Origin of the sequence: Pseudomonas sp. 2FG (assembly GCF_005502935.1) — a bacterium.
Taxonomy (GTDB): domain Bacteria; phylum Pseudomonadota; class Gammaproteobacteria; order Pseudomonadales; family Pseudomonadaceae; genus Aquipseudomonas.
The window spans coordinates 326,026-345,787 of the sequence record NZ_SCMP01000001.1; the positions used below are offsets into that span (position 1 = coordinate 326,026).

17 protein-coding genes are annotated in these 19,762 nt (G+C 61.6%); 6 read left to right on the forward strand and 11 right to left on the reverse strand.

Annotated elements, in window-relative coordinates; all coding sequences use genetic code 11:
• Nucleotides 1-10: 10 nt before the first annotated feature.
• The 6 genes from gcl to FFS13_RS01470 all read left to right on the forward strand — a co-directional run bounded on the left by gcl (nt 11) and on the right by FFS13_RS01470 (nt 7,470).
• Nucleotides 11-1,786 (forward strand): glyoxylate carboligase, encoded by a 1,776-nt coding sequence (gene gcl / locus FFS13_RS01445; protein WP_137817346.1) that lies wholly within the window; start codon nt 11-13, stop codon nt 1,784-1,786.
• A gap of 58 nt (nt 1,787-1,844) precedes the next feature.
• Complete coding sequence (hyi, locus tag FFS13_RS01450) at nt 1,845-2,627, forward strand: hydroxypyruvate isomerase (RefSeq protein WP_137817347.1); 783 nt, start codon at nt 1,845-1,847, stop codon at nt 2,625-2,627.
• An 11-nt stretch (nt 2,628-2,638) separates the two neighbouring features.
• Nucleotides 2,639-3,529 carry a 2-hydroxy-3-oxopropionate reductase gene (locus FFS13_RS01455; protein ID WP_137817348.1) on the forward strand — a complete coding sequence of 297 codons (891 nt, stop codon included), beginning with the start codon at nt 2,639-2,641 and terminating at the stop codon, nt 3,527-3,529.
• 176 nt (nt 3,530-3,705) lie between these two features.
• A complete protein-coding gene (locus FFS13_RS01460) occupies nt 3,706-4,992 on the forward strand; it encodes a glycerate kinase (protein WP_137817349.1) in 1,287 nt (428 codons plus the stop codon).
• A complete protein-coding gene (gene pyk / locus FFS13_RS01465; protein WP_137817350.1) occupies nt 4,989-6,404 on the forward strand; it encodes a pyruvate kinase in 1,416 nt (471 codons plus the stop codon). The genes FFS13_RS01460 and pyk overlap by 4 nt, the downstream gene beginning before the upstream one ends.
• A gap of 151 nt (nt 6,405-6,555) precedes the next feature.
• Complete coding sequence (locus FFS13_RS01470; RefSeq protein WP_137817351.1) at nt 6,556-7,470, forward strand: urea transporter; 915 nt, start codon at nt 6,556-6,558, stop codon at nt 7,468-7,470.
• Between the two features lie 39 nt (nt 7,471-7,509).
• Here FFS13_RS01470 and FFS13_RS01475 read toward each other — a convergent pair whose 3' ends face one another.
• Genes FFS13_RS01475 through FFS13_RS01525 form a run of 11 tightly spaced genes read right to left on the reverse strand, consistent with a single transcriptional unit; the run spans nt 7,510 to nt 19,761 of the window.
• Complete coding sequence (locus tag FFS13_RS01475; protein ID WP_137817352.1) at nt 7,510-8,622, reverse strand: glycosyltransferase family 4 protein; 1,113 nt, start codon at nt 8,620-8,622, stop codon at nt 7,510-7,512.
• Complete coding sequence (locus FFS13_RS01480; RefSeq protein ID WP_137817422.1) at nt 8,622-9,758, reverse strand: glycosyltransferase family 1 protein; 1,137 nt, start codon at nt 9,756-9,758, stop codon at nt 8,622-8,624. The genes FFS13_RS01475 and FFS13_RS01480 overlap by 1 nt, the downstream gene beginning before the upstream one ends.
• Nucleotides 9,742-11,133, reverse strand: a complete 1,392-nt coding sequence (locus FFS13_RS01485) for a glycosyltransferase family 1 protein (protein WP_137817353.1) — start codon at nt 11,131-11,133, stop codon at nt 9,742-9,744. The genes FFS13_RS01480 and FFS13_RS01485 overlap by 17 nt, the downstream gene beginning before the upstream one ends.
• Nucleotides 11,130-12,395, reverse strand: coding sequence for an ABC transporter ATP-binding protein (locus tag FFS13_RS01490; protein ID WP_137817354.1), 1,266 nt, complete (start codon nt 12,393-12,395; stop codon nt 11,130-11,132). The genes FFS13_RS01485 and FFS13_RS01490 overlap by 4 nt, the downstream gene beginning before the upstream one ends.
• Complete coding sequence (locus tag FFS13_RS01495; RefSeq protein ID WP_137817355.1) at nt 12,395-13,192, reverse strand: ABC transporter permease; 798 nt, start codon at nt 13,190-13,192, stop codon at nt 12,395-12,397. The genes FFS13_RS01490 and FFS13_RS01495 overlap by 1 nt, the downstream gene beginning before the upstream one ends.
• Nucleotides 13,192-14,631, reverse strand: a complete 1,440-nt coding sequence (locus tag FFS13_RS01500) for a mannose-1-phosphate guanylyltransferase/mannose-6-phosphate isomerase (RefSeq protein ID WP_137817356.1) — start codon at nt 14,629-14,631, stop codon at nt 13,192-13,194. Before FFS13_RS01500 ends, FFS13_RS01495 begins: the two co-directional genes overlap by 1 nt.
• A gap of 7 nt (nt 14,632-14,638) precedes the next feature.
• Nucleotides 14,639-15,610 (reverse strand): GDP-mannose 4,6-dehydratase, encoded by a 972-nt coding sequence (gene gmd / locus FFS13_RS01505; RefSeq protein WP_137817357.1) that lies wholly within the window; start codon nt 15,608-15,610, stop codon nt 14,639-14,641.
• Between the two features lie 2 nt (nt 15,611-15,612).
• The gene (locus tag FFS13_RS01510; protein ID WP_137817358.1) at nt 15,613-16,527 is read right to left on the reverse strand and encodes a GDP-mannose 4,6-dehydratase; all 915 of its coding nucleotides are present in this window, start codon (nt 16,525-16,527) and stop codon (nt 15,613-15,615) included.
• Nucleotides 16,524-17,711 (reverse strand): acyltransferase, encoded by a 1,188-nt coding sequence (locus FFS13_RS01515; RefSeq protein WP_137817359.1) that lies wholly within the window; start codon nt 17,709-17,711, stop codon nt 16,524-16,526. Before FFS13_RS01515 ends, FFS13_RS01510 begins: the two co-directional genes overlap by 4 nt.
• A 20-nt stretch (nt 17,712-17,731) precedes the next feature.
• Entirely contained in the window at nt 17,732-18,568 is an 837-nt protein-coding gene (locus tag FFS13_RS01520; RefSeq protein ID WP_137817360.1) for a bifunctional 2-polyprenyl-6-hydroxyphenol methylase/3-demethylubiquinol 3-O-methyltransferase UbiG, read from the reverse strand.
• Between the two features lie 2 nt (nt 18,569-18,570).
• Complete coding sequence (locus tag FFS13_RS01525; protein WP_137817361.1) at nt 18,571-19,761, reverse strand: acyltransferase; 1,191 nt, start codon at nt 19,759-19,761, stop codon at nt 18,571-18,573.
• Nucleotide 19,762 lies beyond the last annotated feature (1 nt).

Here is a 19,762-nt window from a genome sequence, read left to right on the forward strand (position 1 = left end):
GCACAACAGAATGGCCAGAATGAGAGCAATCGAGGCTGCCGTCCTCGTAATGCGCCGCGAAGGCGTTGACACCGCGTTTGGTATCCCCGGCGCCGCTATCAACCCCCTGTATTCGTCGCTGAAAAAAGTCGGCGGCATCGACCACGTCCTGGCCCGTCACGTTGAAGGCGCCTCGCACATGGCCGAGGGCTACACCCGCACCAAAGCCGGCAATATCGGCGTGTGCATCGGCACCTCCGGCCCAGCCGGCACCGACATGGTCACCGGCCTTTACAGCGCTTCCGCCGATTCGATCCCGATCCTGTGCATCACCGGCCAGGCGCCGCGTGCGCGGATGCACAAGGAAGATTTCCAGGCGGTCGACATCACCAGCATCGTTAAGCCGGTGACCAAGTGGGCGACCACCGTCATGGAGCCGGGCCAGGTGCCTTACGCCTTCCAGAAGGCCTTCTACGAAATGCGCAGCGGCCGCCCAGGCCCGGTGCTGATCGACCTGCCGTTCGACGTACAGATGGCCGAGATCGAGTTCGATATCGACGCCTACCAGCCGTTGCCGCTGGCCAAGCCTGCCGCTAACCGCACCCAGATCGAAAAAGCCCTGGCGATGCTCAACGAGGCCGAGCGCCCGCTGATCGTTTCCGGTGGCGGCGTGATCAACGCCGACGCCAGCGCCAAGCTGGTTGAGTTCGCCGAACTGGTCGGCGTACCGGTAGTACCGACCCTGATGGGTTGGGGCTCCATCCCGGATGACCACAGCCTGATGGTCGGCATGGTTGGCCTGCAGACCTCGCATCGCTACGGCAACGCCACCATGCTGGAGTCCGATCTGGTACTCGGCATCGGCAACCGTTGGGCCAACCGCCACACCGGTTCGGTTGAGGTTTACACCGCCGGCCGGCGCTTTATCCACGTCGACATCGAGCCGACCCAAATTGGCCGCGTGTTCAACCCGGATCTGGGTATCGTTTCCGATGCCGGCGCCGCCCTGGACATGTTCATCACCGTCGCTCGCGAGTGGCAAGCCGCCGGCAAGCTGAAGAACCGCAGCGCCTGGCTGGATGCCTGCCAGCAGCGCAAGCGCAGCCTGCAGCGCAAGACCCACTTCGACAACGTGCCGGTCAAGCCACAGCGCGTCTACGAAGAAATGAACGAGGTGTTCGGCAAGGACACCTGCTACGTCAGCACCATCGGCCTGTCGCAGATTGCCGGCGCGCAGTTCTTGCACGTCTACAAGCCGCGCCACTGGATCAACTGTGGTCAGGCCGGCCCGCTGGGCTGGACCATTCCGGCGGCGCTGGGCGTGGTCAAGGCCGATCCGACCCGCAACGTGGTGGCGCTGTCCGGCGACTACGACTTCCAGTTCATGATCGAAGAGTTGGCCGTCGGCGCGCAGTTCAACCTGCCGTACATCCACGTGGTGGTGAACAACTCCTACCTCGGCCTGATCCGTCAGGCGCAACGCGGTTTCGAGATGGATTACTGCGTACAACTGGCGTTCGACAACATCAACGCGCCGGAGCTGAATGGCTACGGTGTCGATCATGTCGCGGTAGTGGAAGGTCTGGGTTGCAAGGCGATCCGCGTGTTCGAACCGAGCGAGATCCAGCCGGCCCTGCGCCAGGCGCAGGAACTGATGAAACAGCACCGGGTACCGGTGATGGTGGAAATCATCCTGGAGCGCGTGACCAACATCTCCATGGGCACCGAGATCAATGCGGTCAACGAGTTCGAAGACCTGGCGCTGACCGGTGCGGATGCGCCGACTGCCATCTCGCTGCTGGATTGACGCTGAACCATCCCCTCTCCCGCTTGCGCGAGAGGGGAGACAAACAGAGGAACCAACCATGCCCCGTTTTGCTGCCAACCTGTCCATGCTGTTCACCGAAGTGGACTTCCTGGAGCGCTTCGCCGCCGCCGCCCAAGCGGGCTTCAGCGGCGTCGAATACCTGTTCCCCTACGACTTCAGCGCCGAAGAAATCAAGGCGCGCCTGGATGCCAACAAACTGACCCAGGTGCTGTTCAATCTGCCGGCCGGTGATTGGGCCAAGGGTGAGCGCGGCATCGCCTGCCACCCGGACCGCGTTGCCGAGTTCCGCGCCGGCGTCGATAAGGCTATCGCCTACGCCAAAGTGCTGGGCAACCAGCAGATCAACTGCCTGGCCGGTATTCGTCCGCAAGGCCTCGACTGCGCGAGCGTCGAACAAACCTTCGTCGACAACCTCAAGTTCGCCGCCGACAAGCTCGAAGCCGCCGGCATCAAGCTGGTGATGGAAGCCATCAATACCCGCGACATTCCCGGCTTCTACCTGAACAACACCAAGCAGGCGCTGGCCATTCGCGAGAAGGTCGGCAGCAGCAATCTGTACCTGCAGTACGACATCTACCACATGCAAATCATGGAAGGCGACCTGGCCCGCACCTTGGAAGGCAACCTGGCGGTGATCAACCACGTCCAACTGGCCGACAACCCGGGCCGCAACGAGCCGGGCACTGGCGAGATCAACTACCGCTTCCTCTTCGAGCACCTGGACCGTATCGGCTACCAGGGCTGGATCGGCTGTGAATACAAGCCGGCTACCACCACCGTTGCCGGCCTCGGCTGGTTAAAAACCCATAACGCCATTTAAGGAGCACCCTCATGGCTAAAATCGGATTTATCGGTACCGGCATCATGGGCAAGCCCATGGCTCAGAACCTGCAAAAAGCCGGGCACACCCTGTTCTTCTCCGAGCACTTCGAGAAGGCTCCGGCCGAGCTGATCGGCGACCAGGGCATTGGCCTGGCCAACCCGCGTGAAGTGGCGCAGGAAGCCGAATTCATCATCATCATGGTGCCGGATACGCCGCAGGTCGAAGACGTGCTGTTCCGCCAGGACGGCGTGACCGAAGGCGCTGCCGCCGGCAAGGTGGTGATCGACATGAGCTCAATTTCACCCACGGCCACGAAACAGTTCGCCGAGAAGATCAAGGCCACCGGCGCCGCCTACCTCGACGCCCCGGTGTCCGGCGGTGAAGTGGGTGCCAAGGCCGCGACCCTGAGCATCATGGTCGGTGGTAGCGAGCAGGCCTTCGAACGCGCCCTGCCGCTGTTCCAGGCCATGGGCAAGAACATCACCCACGTCGGCGCTAACGGCGACGGCCAGACCGCCAAGGTGGCCAACCAGATCATAGTCGCCCTGAACATTCAGGCGGTGGCCGAGGCGCTGCTGTTCGCCGCGAAGAACGGTGCCGACCCGGCCAAGGTGCGTGAAGCGCTGATGGGCGGCTTCGCCGGCTCGAAGATTCTCGAAGTGCACGGCGAGCGTATGATCAAAGGCACCTTCGACCCGGGCTTCCGCATCAGCCTGCACCAGAAGGACCTCAACCTGGCCTTGGCCGGCGCCCGCGAGCTGGGCCTGAACCTGCCCAACACCGCCAACGCCCAGCAAGTGTTCAGCACCTGCGCGGCCATCGGCGGCAGCAACTGGGACCATTCGGCGCTGATCAAAGGGTTGGAGCACATGGCCAACTTCTCGATCCGCAAAGAGTAAGCGCTTGATCCTCTCGCCCTGCGGGGCGAGGGGAGTAAAAGTTTCGACCTCCTGGCAGGCGGAGTCACGGCCTACCTGCCAGGTTGGTCGATTCCAGTCCCGAACCGCTGTTAGCACCACGGCGGCTCCGGACTGCAATCGGCCCAGCAGCACAACCAGAAGTCAGGAGCCCTGCTATGTCTTCCGATCCGTCTTTCAATCCAACGTCCCTGCTACGCGAACTGTTCGCCACCGCCATCGACGCCGCCCATCCGCGTCAGGTGCTGGCCGACCATCTACCGGCCGACCGCACGGGTCGCGTCATCGTCATAGGCGCCGGGAAAGCGGCGGCGGCCATGGCCGAAGTGATCGAGGCGCAGTGGCAGGGCGAGATTTCCGGCCTGGTGGTGACCCGCTACGGCCACGGCGCCAATTGCCAGAAAATCGAAGTGGTCGAGGCCGCGCACCCGGTGCCGGATGCCGCCGGTCTTGCGGTCGCCCAACGCGTACTGCAATTGGTCAACAACCTCGGCGAAAGCGACCGGGTGATCTTCCTCCTCTCCGGTGGCGGCTCTTCCCTGCTCGCCCTGCCGGCGGCCGGTTTGAGCCTGCAAGATAAACAGGCGATCAACAAGGCCCTGCTGAAATCCGGCGCCACCATCGGCGAGATGAACTGCGTGCGCAAGCACCTCTCGGCGATCAAGGGCGGCCGCTTGGCCAAGGCCAGCTGGCCGGCCAGCGTCTACACCTACGCGATTTCCGATGTGCCGGGCGATGAAGCCACGGTGATCGCCTCCGGCCCGACCGTCGCCGACCCGACCACCTCGGTCGAAGCCTTGGCGATCCTCAGCCGCTACGCCATCGAGATCCCGGCCCACGTCCGCGCCTGGCTGCAAGACCCACGCTCGGAAACGGTCAAACCCGGTGATCCGTGCCTGGCCCGCAGCCACTTCCAGCTGATCGCCACGCCGCAGCAGTCGCTCGACGCTGCCGCGGCGAAAGCCTTGGAGGCCGGTCTTACTCCGCTGATCCTCGGCGATCTGGAAGGCGAATCCCGCGACGTGGCCAAGGTCCACGCCGGTATCGCTCGGCAGATAGTCCTGCACGGTCAGCCGCTCAAACCGCCCTGCGTGATCCTCTCCGGCGGTGAGACCACCGTCACCGTGCGCGGCAACGGGCGCGGCGGGCGCAATGCGGAGTTTCTGCTGAGCCTGACCGATAGCCTCAAAGGCCTGCCCGGCGTCTACGCGCTGGCGGGCGACACCGATGGCATCGACGGCTCGGAAGACAACGCCGGCGCCCTGATGACCCCCGACAGTTATGCCCGCGCCGCCCGCCAGGGCCTCAGCGCCAGTGACGAACTGGACAACAACAACGGCTATGGCTACTTCGCCGCCCTCGACGAACTGATCGTCACCGGGCCGACTCGTACCAACGTCAACGACTTCCGCGCCATCCTGATACTGGAGAGCCCTGCCAAATGACCCCGAATAAGAAAGTAAAAATCCTCGCCACCCTGGGCCCAGCCATCAAGGGCATCGACGATATCCGTCAGTTGGTGGAAGCCGGCGTAAACCTGTTCCGCCTGAATTTCAGCCACGGCGAACATGCCGACCACGCCGAGCGCTTCAACTGGGTGCGCGAGGTGGAACGCCAGCTGAACTATCCGATCGGCATCCTGATGGACCTGCAAGGGCCGAAACTGCGCGTCGGCCGCTTTGCCGAGGGCAAGGTCAATCTGGAGCGCGGCCAGGCCTTCCGCCTCGACCTCGACCCGACACCCGGCACCGCGCAGCGCGCCAACCTGCCGCATCCGGAAATCATCGCCGCCCTGCAGCCAGGGATGAACCTGCTGCTGGACGACGGCAAGCTGCGCCTGCAGGTGACCGCCAAGCATGGCGACGCCATCGATACCCAGGTCATCGCCGGGGGCGAGCTGTCCGACCGCAAAGGCGTCAACGTGCCGGAGGCGGTGCTGGAACTCAGCCCGCTGACCGCGAAGGACCGCCGCGACCTGGATTTCGGCCTGCAGCTCGGGGTGGATTGGGTCGCGCTGTCGTTCGTCCAGCGCCCGCAAGACATCCTCGAGGCCCGCGAGCTGATCGGTGACCGCGCCTTCCTGATGGCCAAGATCGAGAAGCCCTCGGCCGTCGAGCAGCTCGAAGCCATAGCCAAGCTCTGCGACGCCATCATGGTCGCCCGTGGCGACCTGGGCGTGGAAGTGCCGGCGGAAAACGTGCCGCGTATCCAGAAAGACATCATCCGCACCTGCCGCCAACTCGGTAAGCCGGTGGTGGTCGCCACCCAGATGCTCGAATCCATGCGTTTCTCGCCGGCGCCGACCCGCGCCGAGGTCACGGACGTCGCCAACGCCGTGGCCGAAGGCGCCGACGCGGTGATGTTGTCGGCGGAAACCGCCTCCGGTGACTACCCGCAGGAAGCCGTGAGCATGATGAGCAAGATCATCCGCCAGGTGGAAAACGGCCCGGACTTCCAAGCTCAACTCGACGTCAGCCGCCCGCAGGCCGAGGCTACCGCCTCCGATGCGATCAGCTGCGCGATCCGTCGAATCAGCGGCATTCTGCCGGTGGCGGCGTTGATCAACTACACCGAGTCCGGCAGCTCCAGCTTGCGCGCCTCGCGCGAGCGACCGAAGGCGCCGATCCTGAGCCTGACGCCGAATATCCACACCGCCCGGCGTTTGACCGTGGCCTGGGGCATCTACTCGGTGGTCAACGAGCGTCTGCACCAGGTCGAGGAGGTCACCAGCACCGCGCTGGAAATCGCCCAGGCGCAGAACATGGCCCAGCGCGGCGACACCGTGGTGATCACCGCCGGTGTGCCCTTTGGCCAACCGGGGACGACCAATACACTGCGGATCGAGACCTTGATCTGAGGACCTGTTCTGAAACAGCCCCTCGCCCTGTTCGGGCGAGGGAACTGATTCGCTGATCCCATCTGGCTTTGCCAGTTTCCAGGCGTCCGGTGTTCCCTCACCTGACGCCTCTTTTTATTCAACGACTGCCGATTCTTCAACGACCGCCGATATGCGCCGCCCATCACTGCCCACGCGAACCTTGTGCGAGTCCAAGGCCCTGCTCAATGGCTGTAGCCAGATCTTCCTGCAACAGCACCCGCTGTGCGGGCTGCTCATTCTGCTGGCCATCGCGGTGGCGGCGCCGCAGTTGCTCGGCGGCGCCTTGCTCGGGGGGTTCGCCGCAGGGCTGACGGCACGCCAGCGGCACTATGCCGAGGACGCTATCGAGGCCGGGCTGTACAGCTACAACGGCGTGCTGCTGGGTTTGTTGCTCTGCTACACATTCGCCTGGTCGCCACTGCTGCCGCTGTTGATCATCGCTAGCGGCGGGATTTCCGCCATGCTGCTGAACCCGCTGTTGCAGCGTTCGCGTCAGCGCCAATGGCTACCCGCCTACACCTCGCCCTTTGTTCTGCTGAGCTGGTTGCTGCTGGTAATCGCCGCGCCCCTGCAGTTGACGCCCGCGGTTGCAATTGCTAGCCCGGCACTGAGTATCGACGGGCTGACTCTCTGCGCCGCCGTCGCTCGCGGCCTGGGCCAGGTGATCTTTCTCGACCAGCCGTTGGCCGGCCTGATCCTGTTCGCCGGCTTGCTCGTGGCCAGCCGCCGGGCCGCCTGTTGGGCGCTGCTCGGCTCCGCCGCCGGGCTGGGTCTGGCGTTACTGCAGGGCTGGCCAACGCCAACCGCCTTGGCCGGACTCTATGGCTACAACGCCGCCCTGGCCGCCATCGCCCTGAGCCAAAACTGCCGTCAGCCCTGGGCACCCTTGCTCGGCATAGTGCTGGCCTTGCTCCTGCAACCGGGCTTTGCGGCCCTGGGCCTGCCCGCGCTGACCGCACCCTTTATCCTCGCTTGCTGGGTGGTGCAGGCTGGCAGCCGGCTGTTGCGCAACCCGGCAGCCGACTGGCGCAAGTCGCGTGGTTGAGTCGGGAGCCTCAGCCCAGTGCGCTCATCCGCGCATTGGCTAGCGGCCCAGCAATTCCCGATACAGATGCGCCATCTGCCGGCCCATCTGCTCAGACGTGAACAGTTGCTCGTAGCGCCGGCTCGCCTTCTCGCCCATTGCCCGGGCTTGCTCAGGATTGTCCCAGAGTGTCCGCATGGCCTCGCGGAAGGCTGTAGGGTTGCTGGGGGGCACTACCAGGCCGGTTTCGCCGTGGATATTGATATAACTGGTGCCGGTGCCTATCTCGCTGGAGATCATCGGCTTGCCGTACATCGCGCCTTCCAGCAAGGAAATACCGAAGGCCTCAGAGCGCAAATGCGAGGGAAACAGGACTGCAGTGCATAACTGCAGCAAGGCGATCTTATCCTCCTCCCCCAGGCGTCCCAGGAAGTGCACATGGTGCAGCCCCAGGCTGGCCGCCTGCTCTCGCAGTTCCTGTTCCAGCGGGCCGGCGCCGACTATGACGATCGGGTAACCGGTGCCTTTGGCGGCCTCGAGCAGGATGTGCAGACCCTTGTAGTAGCGCATAACGCCAACGAACAGGAAGAAGCGCCGACCGAATCGCTGCTCCCAGCTTGCCGAGCACTCCGCACTGGGGGCGGGATAACTGTTGCGATCCAAACCGTAAGGGATCACCACGGTTTTATTGCGGTAGTGCTTGAGTACCTCACTGGTTGCCAGGTAGTTGGGCGAGGCCGCCACGATACGGTCGGCGCGCCGTAGGAAGCGATGCATCAGGGGGCTGTAGAGGCGCAGCAGATGCTTCTGGCGGACGATATCGGAGTGATAGGTGACCACCATCGGCTTGTTCACGCCCGAAGTGAAGTGCACCAGATCCATGAAGGGCCACGGAAAGTGATAATTGATGATGTCCGCCTGCGCGGCCAGAGCACGGAAGCGTTTGAGTACGCTGAAGGAAAAGCCGGTTGAGGCAATCTGCAGATCCAGCTTGGCCCTATGCACCTTGTGATCGGCCACCATCACCTCGCGAGGTTCAGGATTGGCGCTGAGGGTCAGTACCTCACTGTGGATACCTTGCGCCACGCCACTCTGGCAGAGCTGGTAGATCACCTGCTCGATACCACCCACCGACTCTGGCAGATAGGTTTTGAAAAAATGCAAAACGCGCATCAGCACCCCACGGCTTGTTTGTACACACTCGCGGTAATCGCCGCACAGCGTTCCCAGGAAAACTCTTGTGCGCGCAGCACACCGGCCTCGCGCAGCCGTTGCCAGTGCGCCTGATCCTCGATCAGCAGGCGGATGGCTTCAGCACAAGCGCGATCATCCTGATGATCGATATAAAACCCGGCTTCGCCAGCCACCTCCGGCAATGCCGAACTGCCGCTGAGGATGACCGGCGTGCCGCTGGCCATGGCCTCCAGCACTGGCAGGCCGAAGCCTTCGTAGAGCGAGGGAAACAGCAAAAGGCGAGCACCGGCGAGCAGCTCGGCGAGACTCGTATCGTCCTGATAGCCCAGCAGGCGCACTTGCCCGCCGGCCAGCGCACGCCGCAAGGGGGCGGCCAGTTGCTCGGGACGCCAGCCCGGCATGCCGGCAATCACCAACGGGTACTGCTGGCGCAGCGCCGCCGGCAAGCGCTCATAGGCACGCAGGGCCAACTGCAGGTTCTTGCGCGGCTCCAGGGTACCAACACATAACAGGTAGTTTCCGGGGCGCAAGTCCAGAGCCTGCAAGCGCGGCGCCAACTGCTCGGCTGTGCGCGGATGAAAGCGCGCGGCGCAACCCAGCGGCGCAACCACTACCCGTTCGGCGGGCACCCCGTAATAGCGGCAGACCTCGTCGCCAATGAACTGCGAGTCGACCAGAATGCGCTGCGCACGTTCCACACCACGCGCAGCATGCCGCTCGATCTCGACCAAACGGTCGGCTGGCTGAGTGTACGGGTAGTGCACATGGGTCAGATCGTGCAGGGTCATCACCATCGGCCCGTCAAATTCGAACGGCCAGAGGCTGGGCTCATGATAGAGATCGACAGGCTGACGCCTCAATCCATCCTCGAAGCGTTTCTGCTCGACCCAGCGGCGCACCCGATAGGCATTCGGCACCCAACGCTTGGCCAGCCCGGCCCAGCGCGAATAGCCCGGCAGGGGTGCGGTTGGCAGCTCAGACTGCCAGCCAAAACCAGTAAACAGGTTAACTTCCAGTTCACCCGAGACCGATAATGCCGCAACCAGCTCAGTCAGATAGTGGCCAATGCCGGTCCGCGGCGCACGCAGAATGGCGGCGTTAAGGCCGACCGATATGGACATCGGGTCTGACAGCACAAAGTACTTCTTGCCGCTTCTGGGTATGACGTTGAACTCGCTCGATCAACTGGGTGGCAGAACCTTGCCAGGACAACCAGGACCACTGACTCAAACAGGTCTGCGCCGGGAAGTTGCCAGTAGCTTCGAAACTTCGCACCAGTCGGCACAGGGATTCTGGCTCCGACAAACCAAAATAGGCCATGGAATCACCACCGATTTCGCGGAACACCGGAATATCGCTGGCCATGGCCGGCAAACCACGCTGCATGGCTTCCACCAGCGGCAGGCCGAAGCCCTCGACGTAAGACGGAAAGACCAGCGCGCGCGAATGGCTGTAGCAATATTCCAGTTCGCGGTCGCTCAGATCGTTGAACATAAACAGGCATTTGTTCAGTTGCGGATGCTGCTTGACCCTCTCGATCAGCTTTTCAGTCTTCCAACCGACTTTACCGACGAAACACAGCGCCACCTCACTGCCCTCGCCCCACAAGCGCTCGAAAGCATTGAGCAGGTAGACGTGATTTTTCCGCGGCTCGATGGTGCTCACCATCAGATAGACCGAACGGCCTTTGCACATCCGCTGGACACTTTGGCGCACCACCGCTCGTGGATTGACTTGGTCCAGCTCGCTGCCCAGATGAAAATGATCGAACCAACGCCGCGCCGCCACATCGCGACCCAGGCGCCACTGCACCTCGCTGCGGACTTGATCGCTGATGGTCTGCGAGATCGCGATAAAGCCGTCGGCGGTGCGCGCGATCCAGTCGAACCACTGCTCGAAGACCCGCACCAGACCTTCATCGCAGAACTGCGGATGGGTCAGTGGAATCAGGTCATAGATCACCGAGACAATACCGATGCCGTCCTTCTGCAACCGCTCGGCGACCGGAAAGAAGTCGGCATGCCAGGAAGAGTCCAGCAGCACCAGCACATCGCCCGGTTGGCATTCCAGTTCAAGGGCACGTGACTTGTCCACATAGCGCAGCGACAGGTGCGCCAGCAGTTTTTGCGGCACCGCCAGACAAAAGCTGAAAGCCTTGCAGGCCAGACGCAGGAAAAACCTGAGCAGCGGCGAATACTGGAACGGCCACCTGCGTTCACGCTGCGCATAGTACAGCCAGACCCGGTTGCGCCAGCGTCCCAGGCGGTCATGCTGACGCGACAGCCAGGTCTGGATGCCGGACAGCCCTCCTCGGGAGGGACTCAGTTGGGTAACGCTGTATACCTTGTCGTTTTTCAGAATCACCGGCACACAGACAGCCTCAACGGCTAGGCCGTCAAGGTTATTGACGATATTGCGCACCACACGCTGAATCCCGGAGTTGTCCTGAGGATGGTCATAGACATAGGTGCACTCGATCAGCAATCTCATGTAACGCTTCCTTCCTCGGTAATTTTTGCAAGCGCTGGCGCATTGCGCTCGATGCTGAGGCTGGCATCGAGCGAGGCACAGCCGACGAAGTCGGGCTTATTGATGTTGATCACATGGAACACCAAGGCGAAGTCGCGCCATTCGTAGTTGGTGTCCAGATGTGAGTCAAAGCGTGAAAGGGACAAGGCGATGGAGTAGTTGCCCTTACCCAGGTTCGCCGGGAAGGCAAAACGGTAAACGATGCGCTCGCCGGCCGACAGGTTCTCCAGCACGCGATGCAGGCGGTGGGTATTGATCCCATAGATCGCCTGCCCCATGCGGTCCTTGATCATAAATCCCAGGACCAGGCGGCTGATCGGCGCCCGGGTCTCGACCGTAACCTCCAGCGTCGCGCTGCTGCCGACTTCAATCACCTCGACCCGCTGCCCCTGGGCATTGAGCAAGGCAATATCGGCGAAGCCGGCTTCGCCAGTACCAGAAATGGTACGGATCTTGCCATTGTCCAAGCGCTCCTGACGGACCGTCTGCTGTTCCTTTTCGGCCAGCATGGCGCTGTAGAAGTCCATCACCTCTTCCGGCGCCCCTTCCAACGCCAGCCGGCCATGGGCCAGCAAAATGGCCCGATCGCAGAGGGACTGAATCGCCTGCCTATCATGGGAGACGATCAGCAAGGTGGTACCGGCCTTGCGAAACTCGCGGATGCGATCGAAGCTCTTGTGTTGGAAATAGGCATCGCCGACCGACAGGGCTTCGTCGACTATCAGCACATCCGGGCGCCGCGCCGTCGCCACACTGAAGGCCAGGCGCATCTGCATGCCACTGGAGTAGGTGCGCACCGGATGGTCCATATAGTCGCCGATCTCGGCAAAGGCCTCGATCTCGGGCATCAACGCATTCAGTTCTTCCATGCTCAGGCCCAGCAACTGACCGGCCATAAAGACATTCTGCCGGCCACTGAAGTCCGGGTGAAAGCCCATGCCCAACTCGAGCAGCGCGGCGACACGGCCCTGAATCTGGATCTGCCCAGCATTTGGCTGAGTGGTGCCGGTGATCATCTTCAGCAGCGTGCTCTTGCCCGCGCCATTGATCCCGATAATGCCCAGCGCCTCACCGGGATTGACGAGGAAAGAGACGTCCTGCAGCACCCACTTCAATTGATGCCGGGGCGCCGAGAAGGGGATGAGCCATTCGGCCAGGCGCGACCAGCGCGTGGGGTATTGTTTGTAGGCCTTGCCCAGTTGCGTAACCTGAATACTGCCCATCAGAGTTCATCCACCATTTCACCGGAGCGCTTGCGGAACAGGCGCATGCCCAACAGGCAGAGCACCACCGCGAGCAACGCGGTCGGCCAGAGTGCCGACCAGTCCGGCCATTGGCCATAGACAAAAATCCCCTGATAGGCAGCGATCAGCGCGGCCATGGGGTTCGCATCGATCAGTGGTTGAATACCTTCGGGAAGAATCGACAACGGATACACGATGGGGGTGAGCCAGAACCAGAACTGCAGGAAGATGCCGATAAACTGCCCGACGTCGCGAAAGAACACGTTGAGCACACCGAGAATGATGCCCAGGCCGATGGAGAAGGCGACCTGGATGAGCAGCACCGGGATCACCCCCAGCACGGCCCAGCCGGGAAAGTTCTGCGTCACCAGCAGAAACCCGAGAAACAGAGCCAGAATGATGGCGAAGTTCAGCCCGGCATTCAGCACCACGATCAGCGGCAGGCAGATGCGCGGAAAACTCAGCTTCTTGATCAGGTTAGCGTGTTCGAGAAATACCGCCTGACTGCGGCCAATCACCTCGGCGAAAAAGCCCCAGGCGAGAACCCCGGCGCACAGGTAAATACCATAGGCCAGGCTGTTATCCACGCCGGGCAGCCGGGCTTTCATCAACTGGGAAAAAATCACCGTGTAGACGATGATCATCGACAGCGGGTTGAGAATCGTCCAGGCGGCACCGAGCAACGAATTGCGATAACGCGTCTGGAACTCGCGCTTGACACTGCCCAGAACAAAACCGCGGTAATTCCATACCGCGCGAGCCATGCCCACCGCCATTACAGAACCCTGCCGTATTGATCCTCGAAGCGCACGATGTCGTCTTCGCCCAAGTATTCGCCACTCTGCACCTCGATCATCACCAGATCGATCACCCCTGGGTTTTCCAGGCGGTGCTTGTGCCCGGCCGGGATGAAGGTTGACTCGTTGCTGTTGACCAGCTGCGGTTCACCACCGTTGACCACCTTGGCCATGCCTTGCACGACTATCCAGTGTTCGCTGCGGTGATGGTGCATCTGCAGCGACAGTGAGGCGCCGGGTTTCACCACGATGCGTTTGATCTTGAAGCGCGGCCCTTCCTCGAGCACGGTGTAGGTACCCCAGGGGCGCGACACGGTGCGGTGCAGGCGATAGGCCTCATGGTTCTCCGACTTCAAGCGCTTGGCCACCTGGCGCACCTCCTGCACCCGGTCGGCACGAGCCACCAGCACGGCATCGGCAGTCTCCACCACTATCAGGTTGTCCACGCCCACGGTGGCGATCAGGCGGCCCTGGCTTTGTACATAGGTGTTGCGGCTATCGATGAAAATCGCATCGCCCTGGGCGCGGTTCTGCTCGGCATCCGGTTCGACCAGTTGGCACAGGGCGCCCCATGAGCCGATGTCGCTCCAGTCGAATGCCGCCGGCACCACCGCCACCTTCGCTGAGCGCTCCATCACCGCATAGTCGATGGAAATGTCCGGCAATGCGGCGAAGCTCGCGCCGTGCAGCTCCTGCACCTGCACCGCGGCGCTGTCCTGCAGCGGACTCTGTGCCACACAGGCGCGGGCTAGCTCGAGCAACTCCGAAGCATGCTCCTGCAACTCGCGGATCAGGCTGCCGGCGGTAAAGCAGAACATGCCGGAGTTCCACAGAAAACGACCACTGTCGAGGTACTCTTGGGCCGTCACGCTATCGGGCTTTTCGACGAAGCGTTTTACTTGGCAGCCACCGAGCTCATCCAGTGGCTCCCCGACTTCGATGTAGCCGAAACCGGTCTCCGGTGCGTTCGGCCGAATACCGTAAGTGACCAGATAACCCTGACGGGCCAAGGCTACCGCATGCTCGGTGGCTGTTTTGAACTCCGCCAGGTTGTGGATCAGGTGATCCGCCGCCATCACCACCAGCACCGCATCCTCGCCCTGCTCGGCCGCCAAGGCCAAGGCGGCCACGGCAATCGCCGGCGCAGTGTTGCGCCCCTGCGGCTCCAGCAGAAAACGCGCGCGCCGGCCAGTCAGTTTGGCTTCGGCGAAATGCTCCTTGCTTTCGAAATAGTGCTCGCGGTTGGTCACCGTGACGATCTCGCCACCCTCGGCAATCAGCCCGGCGGCACGCAGGTAGGTCTTCAGTAGCAGCGACTGGCCATCCGGCAGGCGCATGAACGGCTTCGGATGCCCTTCGCGGGATACCGGCCACAAGCGGGTACCCGCGCCACCGGAGAGAATGACGGGAATGATCATGGCCGCTTCACTCCTTGCCAACACGGCGCAGATCGGCTTCCACCATCATCTGGATCAGGCTGGCCAGGCTGGTCTGCGGCTTCCAGCCCAGCTTGCGCCCGGCCTTGGCCGGGTTGCCCAGCAGCACCTCCACCTCGGCCGGGCGGAAGAATTGCGGATCGATCACCACGTAATCTTGGTAATTCAGCCCGACGTGCTCGAAGGCCAGCTGGCACATGTCGCGTACGGTGGTAGTGACGCCGGTGGCCACCACATAGTCGTCCGCCTGCTCCTGCTGCAGCATCAACCACATGGCCTCGACGTAGTCGCCGGCAAAGCCCCAGTCGCGTTTGGCGTCGATGTTGCCGAGACGCAACTCACGCTGCTTGCCCAGTTTGATCCGGGCCACCGCATCGGTGACCTTGCGGGTGACGAACTCGATGCCGCGCAGTGGCGACTCATGGTTGAACAGGATGCCGCTGGACGCGTGCAGGCCGAAGCTCTCGCGGTAGTTGACGGTGATCCAGTGGCCATACAACTTGGCCACGCCGTAGGGGCTGCGCGGATAAAACGGCGTGTTCTCGTCCTGCCGTTCGGCCTGGATCAAGCCGAACATCTCGCTGGTTGAAGCCTGATAGAAGCGGGTTTCCGGCGAAAACTGGCGAATCGCTTCGAGCAGATGAGTGACCCCAAGACCATCCACTATCCCGGTGGTGACCGGCTGATCCCAGGAACTGCCGACAAAACTCTGGGCTCCCAGGTTGAAGATCTCCTGCGGCTTGGACTTGATCACCGCGCGCTGAATAGAACAGGCGTCAGCCAAGTCCCCCTCGAGATAGCGAATCTCGGCCTCAACGCCCAGCTCGCGCAGGCGCCAGCGCGTATCGCTACTGCGTCTGGCGACCAGCCCAGAAACCTCATAGCCCTTTTCCAACAGCAGTTTGGCCAAGTAAGCGCCGTCCTGACCCGTCACGCCAGTAATCAAAGCAGTTTTGGACATTTTTATAGTTCTCTTGCTGCCCAGTCAGAGAGCACGCCCTGTAGGGTTTCCGTGATTGAAATGCCAGGTTTCCACCCGGTCTCTTTTTGTAATTTGTCGGAAGATCCGACAACTCGTCGTTGTTCGGCGCGGCGCAATCGGGTCGCATCCTGCACCAGCTCAACTTCGACTCCTGCCAGGCTGGCCATCTGCGTGATCAGATCGCGCACCCTCTGCTCCACCCCTGAGCAGACGTTGTAAACCTCGCCATTGCGGCCTTGCTCCAGCAAAACCAGGTAGGCCTGAATCACATCGCGGACATCGAGGAAGTCCCGCGTCACGTCGACATCGCCGACATCCAGGAGAGCGGGCTGCAAACCCCGGCGAACTCGAATAATCTGGCGCGCCATGCTGGGGATGACAAACGACTCCCCCTGCCCGGCGCCAATATGGTTGAACGGACGTGCCACAATGATGCGCCAAGGCTCGGCATAGCTCCACTGCTGGCACAACAGCTCGGCGGAAACTTTGCTGACGGCGTAGGGGTTGCGCGGATGCGGCGCCAGCGTCTCGGCGATTGGTAGATCGAGCTCGCCGACCTGGCCATACACATCGCCCGAACTGACATACAGGAATGTACCGCTGAATCCCCTGTTCTTGAGTGCCTGCAGCAGGTTCAACGTACCAATCAAGTTGACCTGCAGCGTGCGCGCGGGGTCGCGAAAAGCCTCGGGCACGAAGGTCTGGCCGGCCAGATGGATCACCGCATCAGGCACGCCCGCTTGCAGGGCGGCGTCGATACTGTCTGGGCTCAAGAGATCAAAGCCAGCGGATGTGGTCTGTAGCCGCCAGTCCGACATTCCCCCGGCCGCCTCAAGGGCAACCAAATGCTTTCCCACGAAGCCATTGGCCCCTGTGACTAAAAGACTCCGGTTCATAGCTGGGCGGCTCTCTGGGCGCTTGCGTCAAGCGGTGGCGCTGAAGTGTCTGGTTGCAGGCGCCGCCGGGCGATCTCCGCGCCTTTTCTGCGCAAGGGCTGTTCGATCAGGCGGTAGTTCAACTCGCATAGCACCACGATAAAGAATGCTGCGGTAAGGAGTAGTTCGGCAGTCAGTCCGCCGTTGAACTCCAGGCCCTGTGTAGGGGCATAGCGCTGCCATATTTCTATGCTTATGTGATATGCCGGAAAATGGATCACATACATCCCGTAGGAGCGGGACCCCATCCACTGCAAGAAACTAGAAAGCAAGGGCGGGCTAAAGATATAACCAGCATTGAAGCTGGCCATAAATACCAGAAGAGCGGAAACAATGGCGATCAACCCCACCGCTATCGGCGTCGCAATCATCTGTCCCGGAATCGCGCCGAGCATATACAACAACAGCAAGTTGAGTCCCAACACTCGAATTGGAGAACCCTTGAGAAATACCGGCTCATACTGCTTGTAGATCAGCGAGCGTGAAAACATGCAGATCAACACCCCCCACATCATTGCATCCAGGCGGAATGACGCCGCTAGCGCGCTGCCAGGTGAGCCAAATGGGTTTCGATCGATGAGAAACTGGAAAGCAATTAATGCCAACAGCACAATTACCCGCCAGCGTGGGCTGGTTACAAAAAGAAGAAATAGCGGAAAAATAAAATAGAACTGCTCTTCAAGCCCCAGGCTCCAGTAAACCGGGTTCGGCCCCAACGTCGCGCCGTATTGATTGGCCAGATTCCCGCTAAACGTCATGACCGCAATTAGGCTGCGCAGGTTGTCGTACCAAGAACCGAAAACGCCGGATTGATTGAAAAAGATCGAGAGAAGCAGCGGGATCAGAATCCACAGCCAGGCTGTGGGCAGAAGGCGGTAGATCCGGCGAATCCAGAAACTTTGTGCAGCCAACCAGAACTCGCCTTTGTCCCTGCGCTCATCGAAAAAATCGAGATATGCCTTGCTGACTACATAGCCTGAGATGCAGAAGAACAGATCGACACCGCTCCATGGCATGTACACCGCGAACAGTGTATTTAAAAACGTTTGATGGAAAGGCAGCAAAATCGGCAGGTGACTAAGTAATGTCAGACCAATGGCAATGGCCCGCAGGTATTCGATTTCAAGATTCTTCTTACTGCTCATCTTCAAGATTTCACACGTCGTTAGAGGTCAGGTTTACGGGCAATGATCGCCTGGCTCTTTGGCATCGCCTCGTCCAACGCTTTCTTGATGCGCGGGCCGTCGGGCATCGACAGCAGCATGTTCCAGGTGTGGGTCCAGCTCTCCAACAGCGGGTGCCAGGGCGGCGAGAGATCCTGCTTGCAGGCCCAGAACAAGAACCACCAGATCGACCAGTAGAAACCGTAATCGGCACGCCGCTCGATGACCAGACCGGCATCCAGGATCAGTTGTTCGAACTCCTCGCGCTGGAATACCCGGATGTGGTTCGGGTGTTCAAAATAGGCGGCCGGTGCCAGCTTCTTCTGCACACTCTCGCCGAGGGGATCGGGCACGGTAATCAGGAACTGCGCGCCGGGCCGCGCCACCCGCACCAGTTCGGCCATGAACTGGGCCGGATCGTCCACATGCTCGAGTACTTCCATCGCAATAATCTTGTTCGCCCGCGCAGCCGGCAGCGGAATCGGATTCGCATCGGTGACCAGGGGAATCACAGCTCGGGCCGGCGACTGCTTCAGCATCGCCTCGACCGCCGCAACCTTCTCGGCGTCAATGTCGGCGAAGATCACTTCCGCCCCGCGCTCCGCGCAGAACTGGGCGAAAGGCCCATCGCCGCAACCGATGTCCAGCACAGTGTCTTCGGCATTGATCGGGAAGCCTTCGAACAGCTCACCGCTGTCACGGCGGAACCAGCCACTCAAGTAGGCATCCGTCAGCGTCGAATTGTCGGGTATCTCCTGGGTATCTTGTGTCGCCTCTGCCGGTAAAGGAGCCGGCTCGGCAGGGGTGGGACGTATGAGCCGTTTCAGGGATTCCAGCATGACTAGACCTTAGCAGTGAGTTCGGCGGAGGAAATAGCTACGGCGCCCAGGAGAGCCGCTTCGGAGCCGTTGTCGTGGCGTGCGGGCCGCAGTACCCGTGCGGCCACAACGGCGCCGCGCCTACGCAGCGGCGTCTCGAGCAGGCGGAAATTCAATTCCGCCGCCACCAGCAATATGACCAGAGCACAGGCCAGGTAGGCGGCCGTAAGTTGAACGGAGGCGACCTGCTCGGGATAGACGCGATAAAACAGCTCGCGCGTGGCGTAGAAGGCCGGTACATGGATCAGGTAGATCGCGTAGGAACGTTCGCCTATCCAGACCAGCAGCGCCTTGAGTCGGCCAGGAGGTAACAGTAGGTCACGGTCATAGGAGGCCATCAGGACCAATAGCGCCGACAGTACGGCGATGATGCCGAGAGCATAACGGGTCAGGTCGAGAAGACTGCTGAGCAGCGCCATGACACCGACGCAGCCCAGCACGAGCACCATACGCCCCAGCCCGCCCAAGGCGGAGAACACCGGCAGTATGGCCTGCCACGAGGCCTTGCCACTCCATAGGGCGAGCAAAATGCCTAGCGCAAGCGCATCGGTGCGGAACATCATCAGGTAAAGATGCTGACGGGGTAGGCAGATCTGCACCAGCGCGATGGCTATCAGCAACCAGACCAAGCGGCGCCTGAACAGCACGACCAGGAAGGGAAACAGCAGATAGAACTGCTCCTCCAGCGATAGACTCCAGTAGACGAAACTGGCGCCGAACTCGCGCACCATGAAAGTCTGCGCGAACCGCACATTGGCGTACTGAAAAATTCCAGCAAAGGTCGCCTGCAAGTTGGCCTCGTAGCTGCCAAACGCGTCACTCCGATTGAATACCAGTACCGCCAGCAGAATCACGCCCAGCCACAGCCAGGCTGAGGGCCAGATACGCCAGATCCGCCGCACCCAGAACGCTAGCATGGTCTTCCAGGCTGCCGCCCGATCGGGCGCGCCGAGCAGGCGCGGGATCAGGTCGCGGGCGATGACAAAACCAGACACGGCGAAAAACAGATCGACCCCGAACATGCCTCCAAGGTAGGCATACAGCACCTCCAGCGTCGGCGATGCCCAAGGGAACAGGTTCGCTGTATGCTGAAACACCACGAACAGCACGGCGATCGCCCGCAGCACCTCAATGTCGGCGATACGCCTACTCATC

What these genes read in the sequence shown, in the direction of transcription:
- FFS13_RS01525 (WP_137817361.1), bottom strand. Translation starts at nt 19,761, where the DNA reads ATGAGTAGGCGTATCGCCGACATTGAGGTGCTGCGGGCGATCGCCGTG.
- FFS13_RS01515 (WP_137817359.1), bottom strand. Translation starts at nt 17,711, where the DNA reads ATGAGCAGTAAGAAGAATCTTGAAATCGAATACCTGCGGGCCATTGCC.
- FFS13_RS01500 (WP_137817356.1), bottom strand. Translation starts at nt 14,631, where the DNA reads ATGATCATTCCCGTCATTCTCTCCGGTGGCGCGGGTACCCGCTTGTGG.
- FFS13_RS01485 (WP_137817353.1), bottom strand. Translation starts at nt 11,133, where the DNA reads ATGAGATTGCTGATCGAGTGCACCTATGTCTATGACCATCCTCAGGAC.
- FFS13_RS01520 (WP_137817360.1), bottom strand. Translation starts at nt 18,568, where the DNA reads ATGCTGGAATCCCTGAAACGGCTCATACGTCCCACCCCTGCCGAGCCG.
- FFS13_RS01475 (WP_137817352.1), bottom strand. Translation starts at nt 8,622, where the DNA reads ATGCGCGTTTTGCATTTTTTCAAAACCTATCTGCCAGAGTCGGTGGGT.
- gmd (WP_137817357.1), bottom strand. Translation starts at nt 15,610, where the DNA reads ATGTCCAAAACTGCTTTGATTACTGGCGTGACGGGTCAGGACGGCGCT.
- FFS13_RS01460 (WP_137817349.1), top strand. Translation starts at nt 3,706, where the DNA reads ATGTCTTCCGATCCGTCTTTCAATCCAACGTCCCTGCTACGCGAACTG.
- pyk (WP_137817350.1), top strand. Translation starts at nt 4,989, where the DNA reads ATGACCCCGAATAAGAAAGTAAAAATCCTCGCCACCCTGGGCCCAGCC.
- FFS13_RS01470 (WP_137817351.1), top strand. Translation starts at nt 6,556, where the DNA reads ATGCGCCGCCCATCACTGCCCACGCGAACCTTGTGCGAGTCCAAGGCC.
- hyi (WP_137817347.1), top strand. Translation starts at nt 1,845, where the DNA reads ATGCCCCGTTTTGCTGCCAACCTGTCCATGCTGTTCACCGAAGTGGAC.
- FFS13_RS01455 (WP_137817348.1), top strand. Translation starts at nt 2,639, where the DNA reads ATGGCTAAAATCGGATTTATCGGTACCGGCATCATGGGCAAGCCCATG.
- FFS13_RS01495 (WP_137817355.1), bottom strand. Translation starts at nt 13,192, where the DNA reads ATGGCGGTGGGCATGGCTCGCGCGGTATGGAATTACCGCGGTTTTGTT.
- gcl (WP_137817346.1), top strand. Translation starts at nt 11, where the DNA reads ATGGCCAGAATGAGAGCAATCGAGGCTGCCGTCCTCGTAATGCGCCGC.
- FFS13_RS01510 (WP_137817358.1), bottom strand. Translation starts at nt 16,527, where the DNA reads ATGAACCGGAGTCTTTTAGTCACAGGGGCCAATGGCTTCGTGGGAAAG.
- FFS13_RS01490 (WP_137817354.1), bottom strand. Translation starts at nt 12,395, where the DNA reads ATGGGCAGTATTCAGGTTACGCAACTGGGCAAGGCCTACAAACAATAC.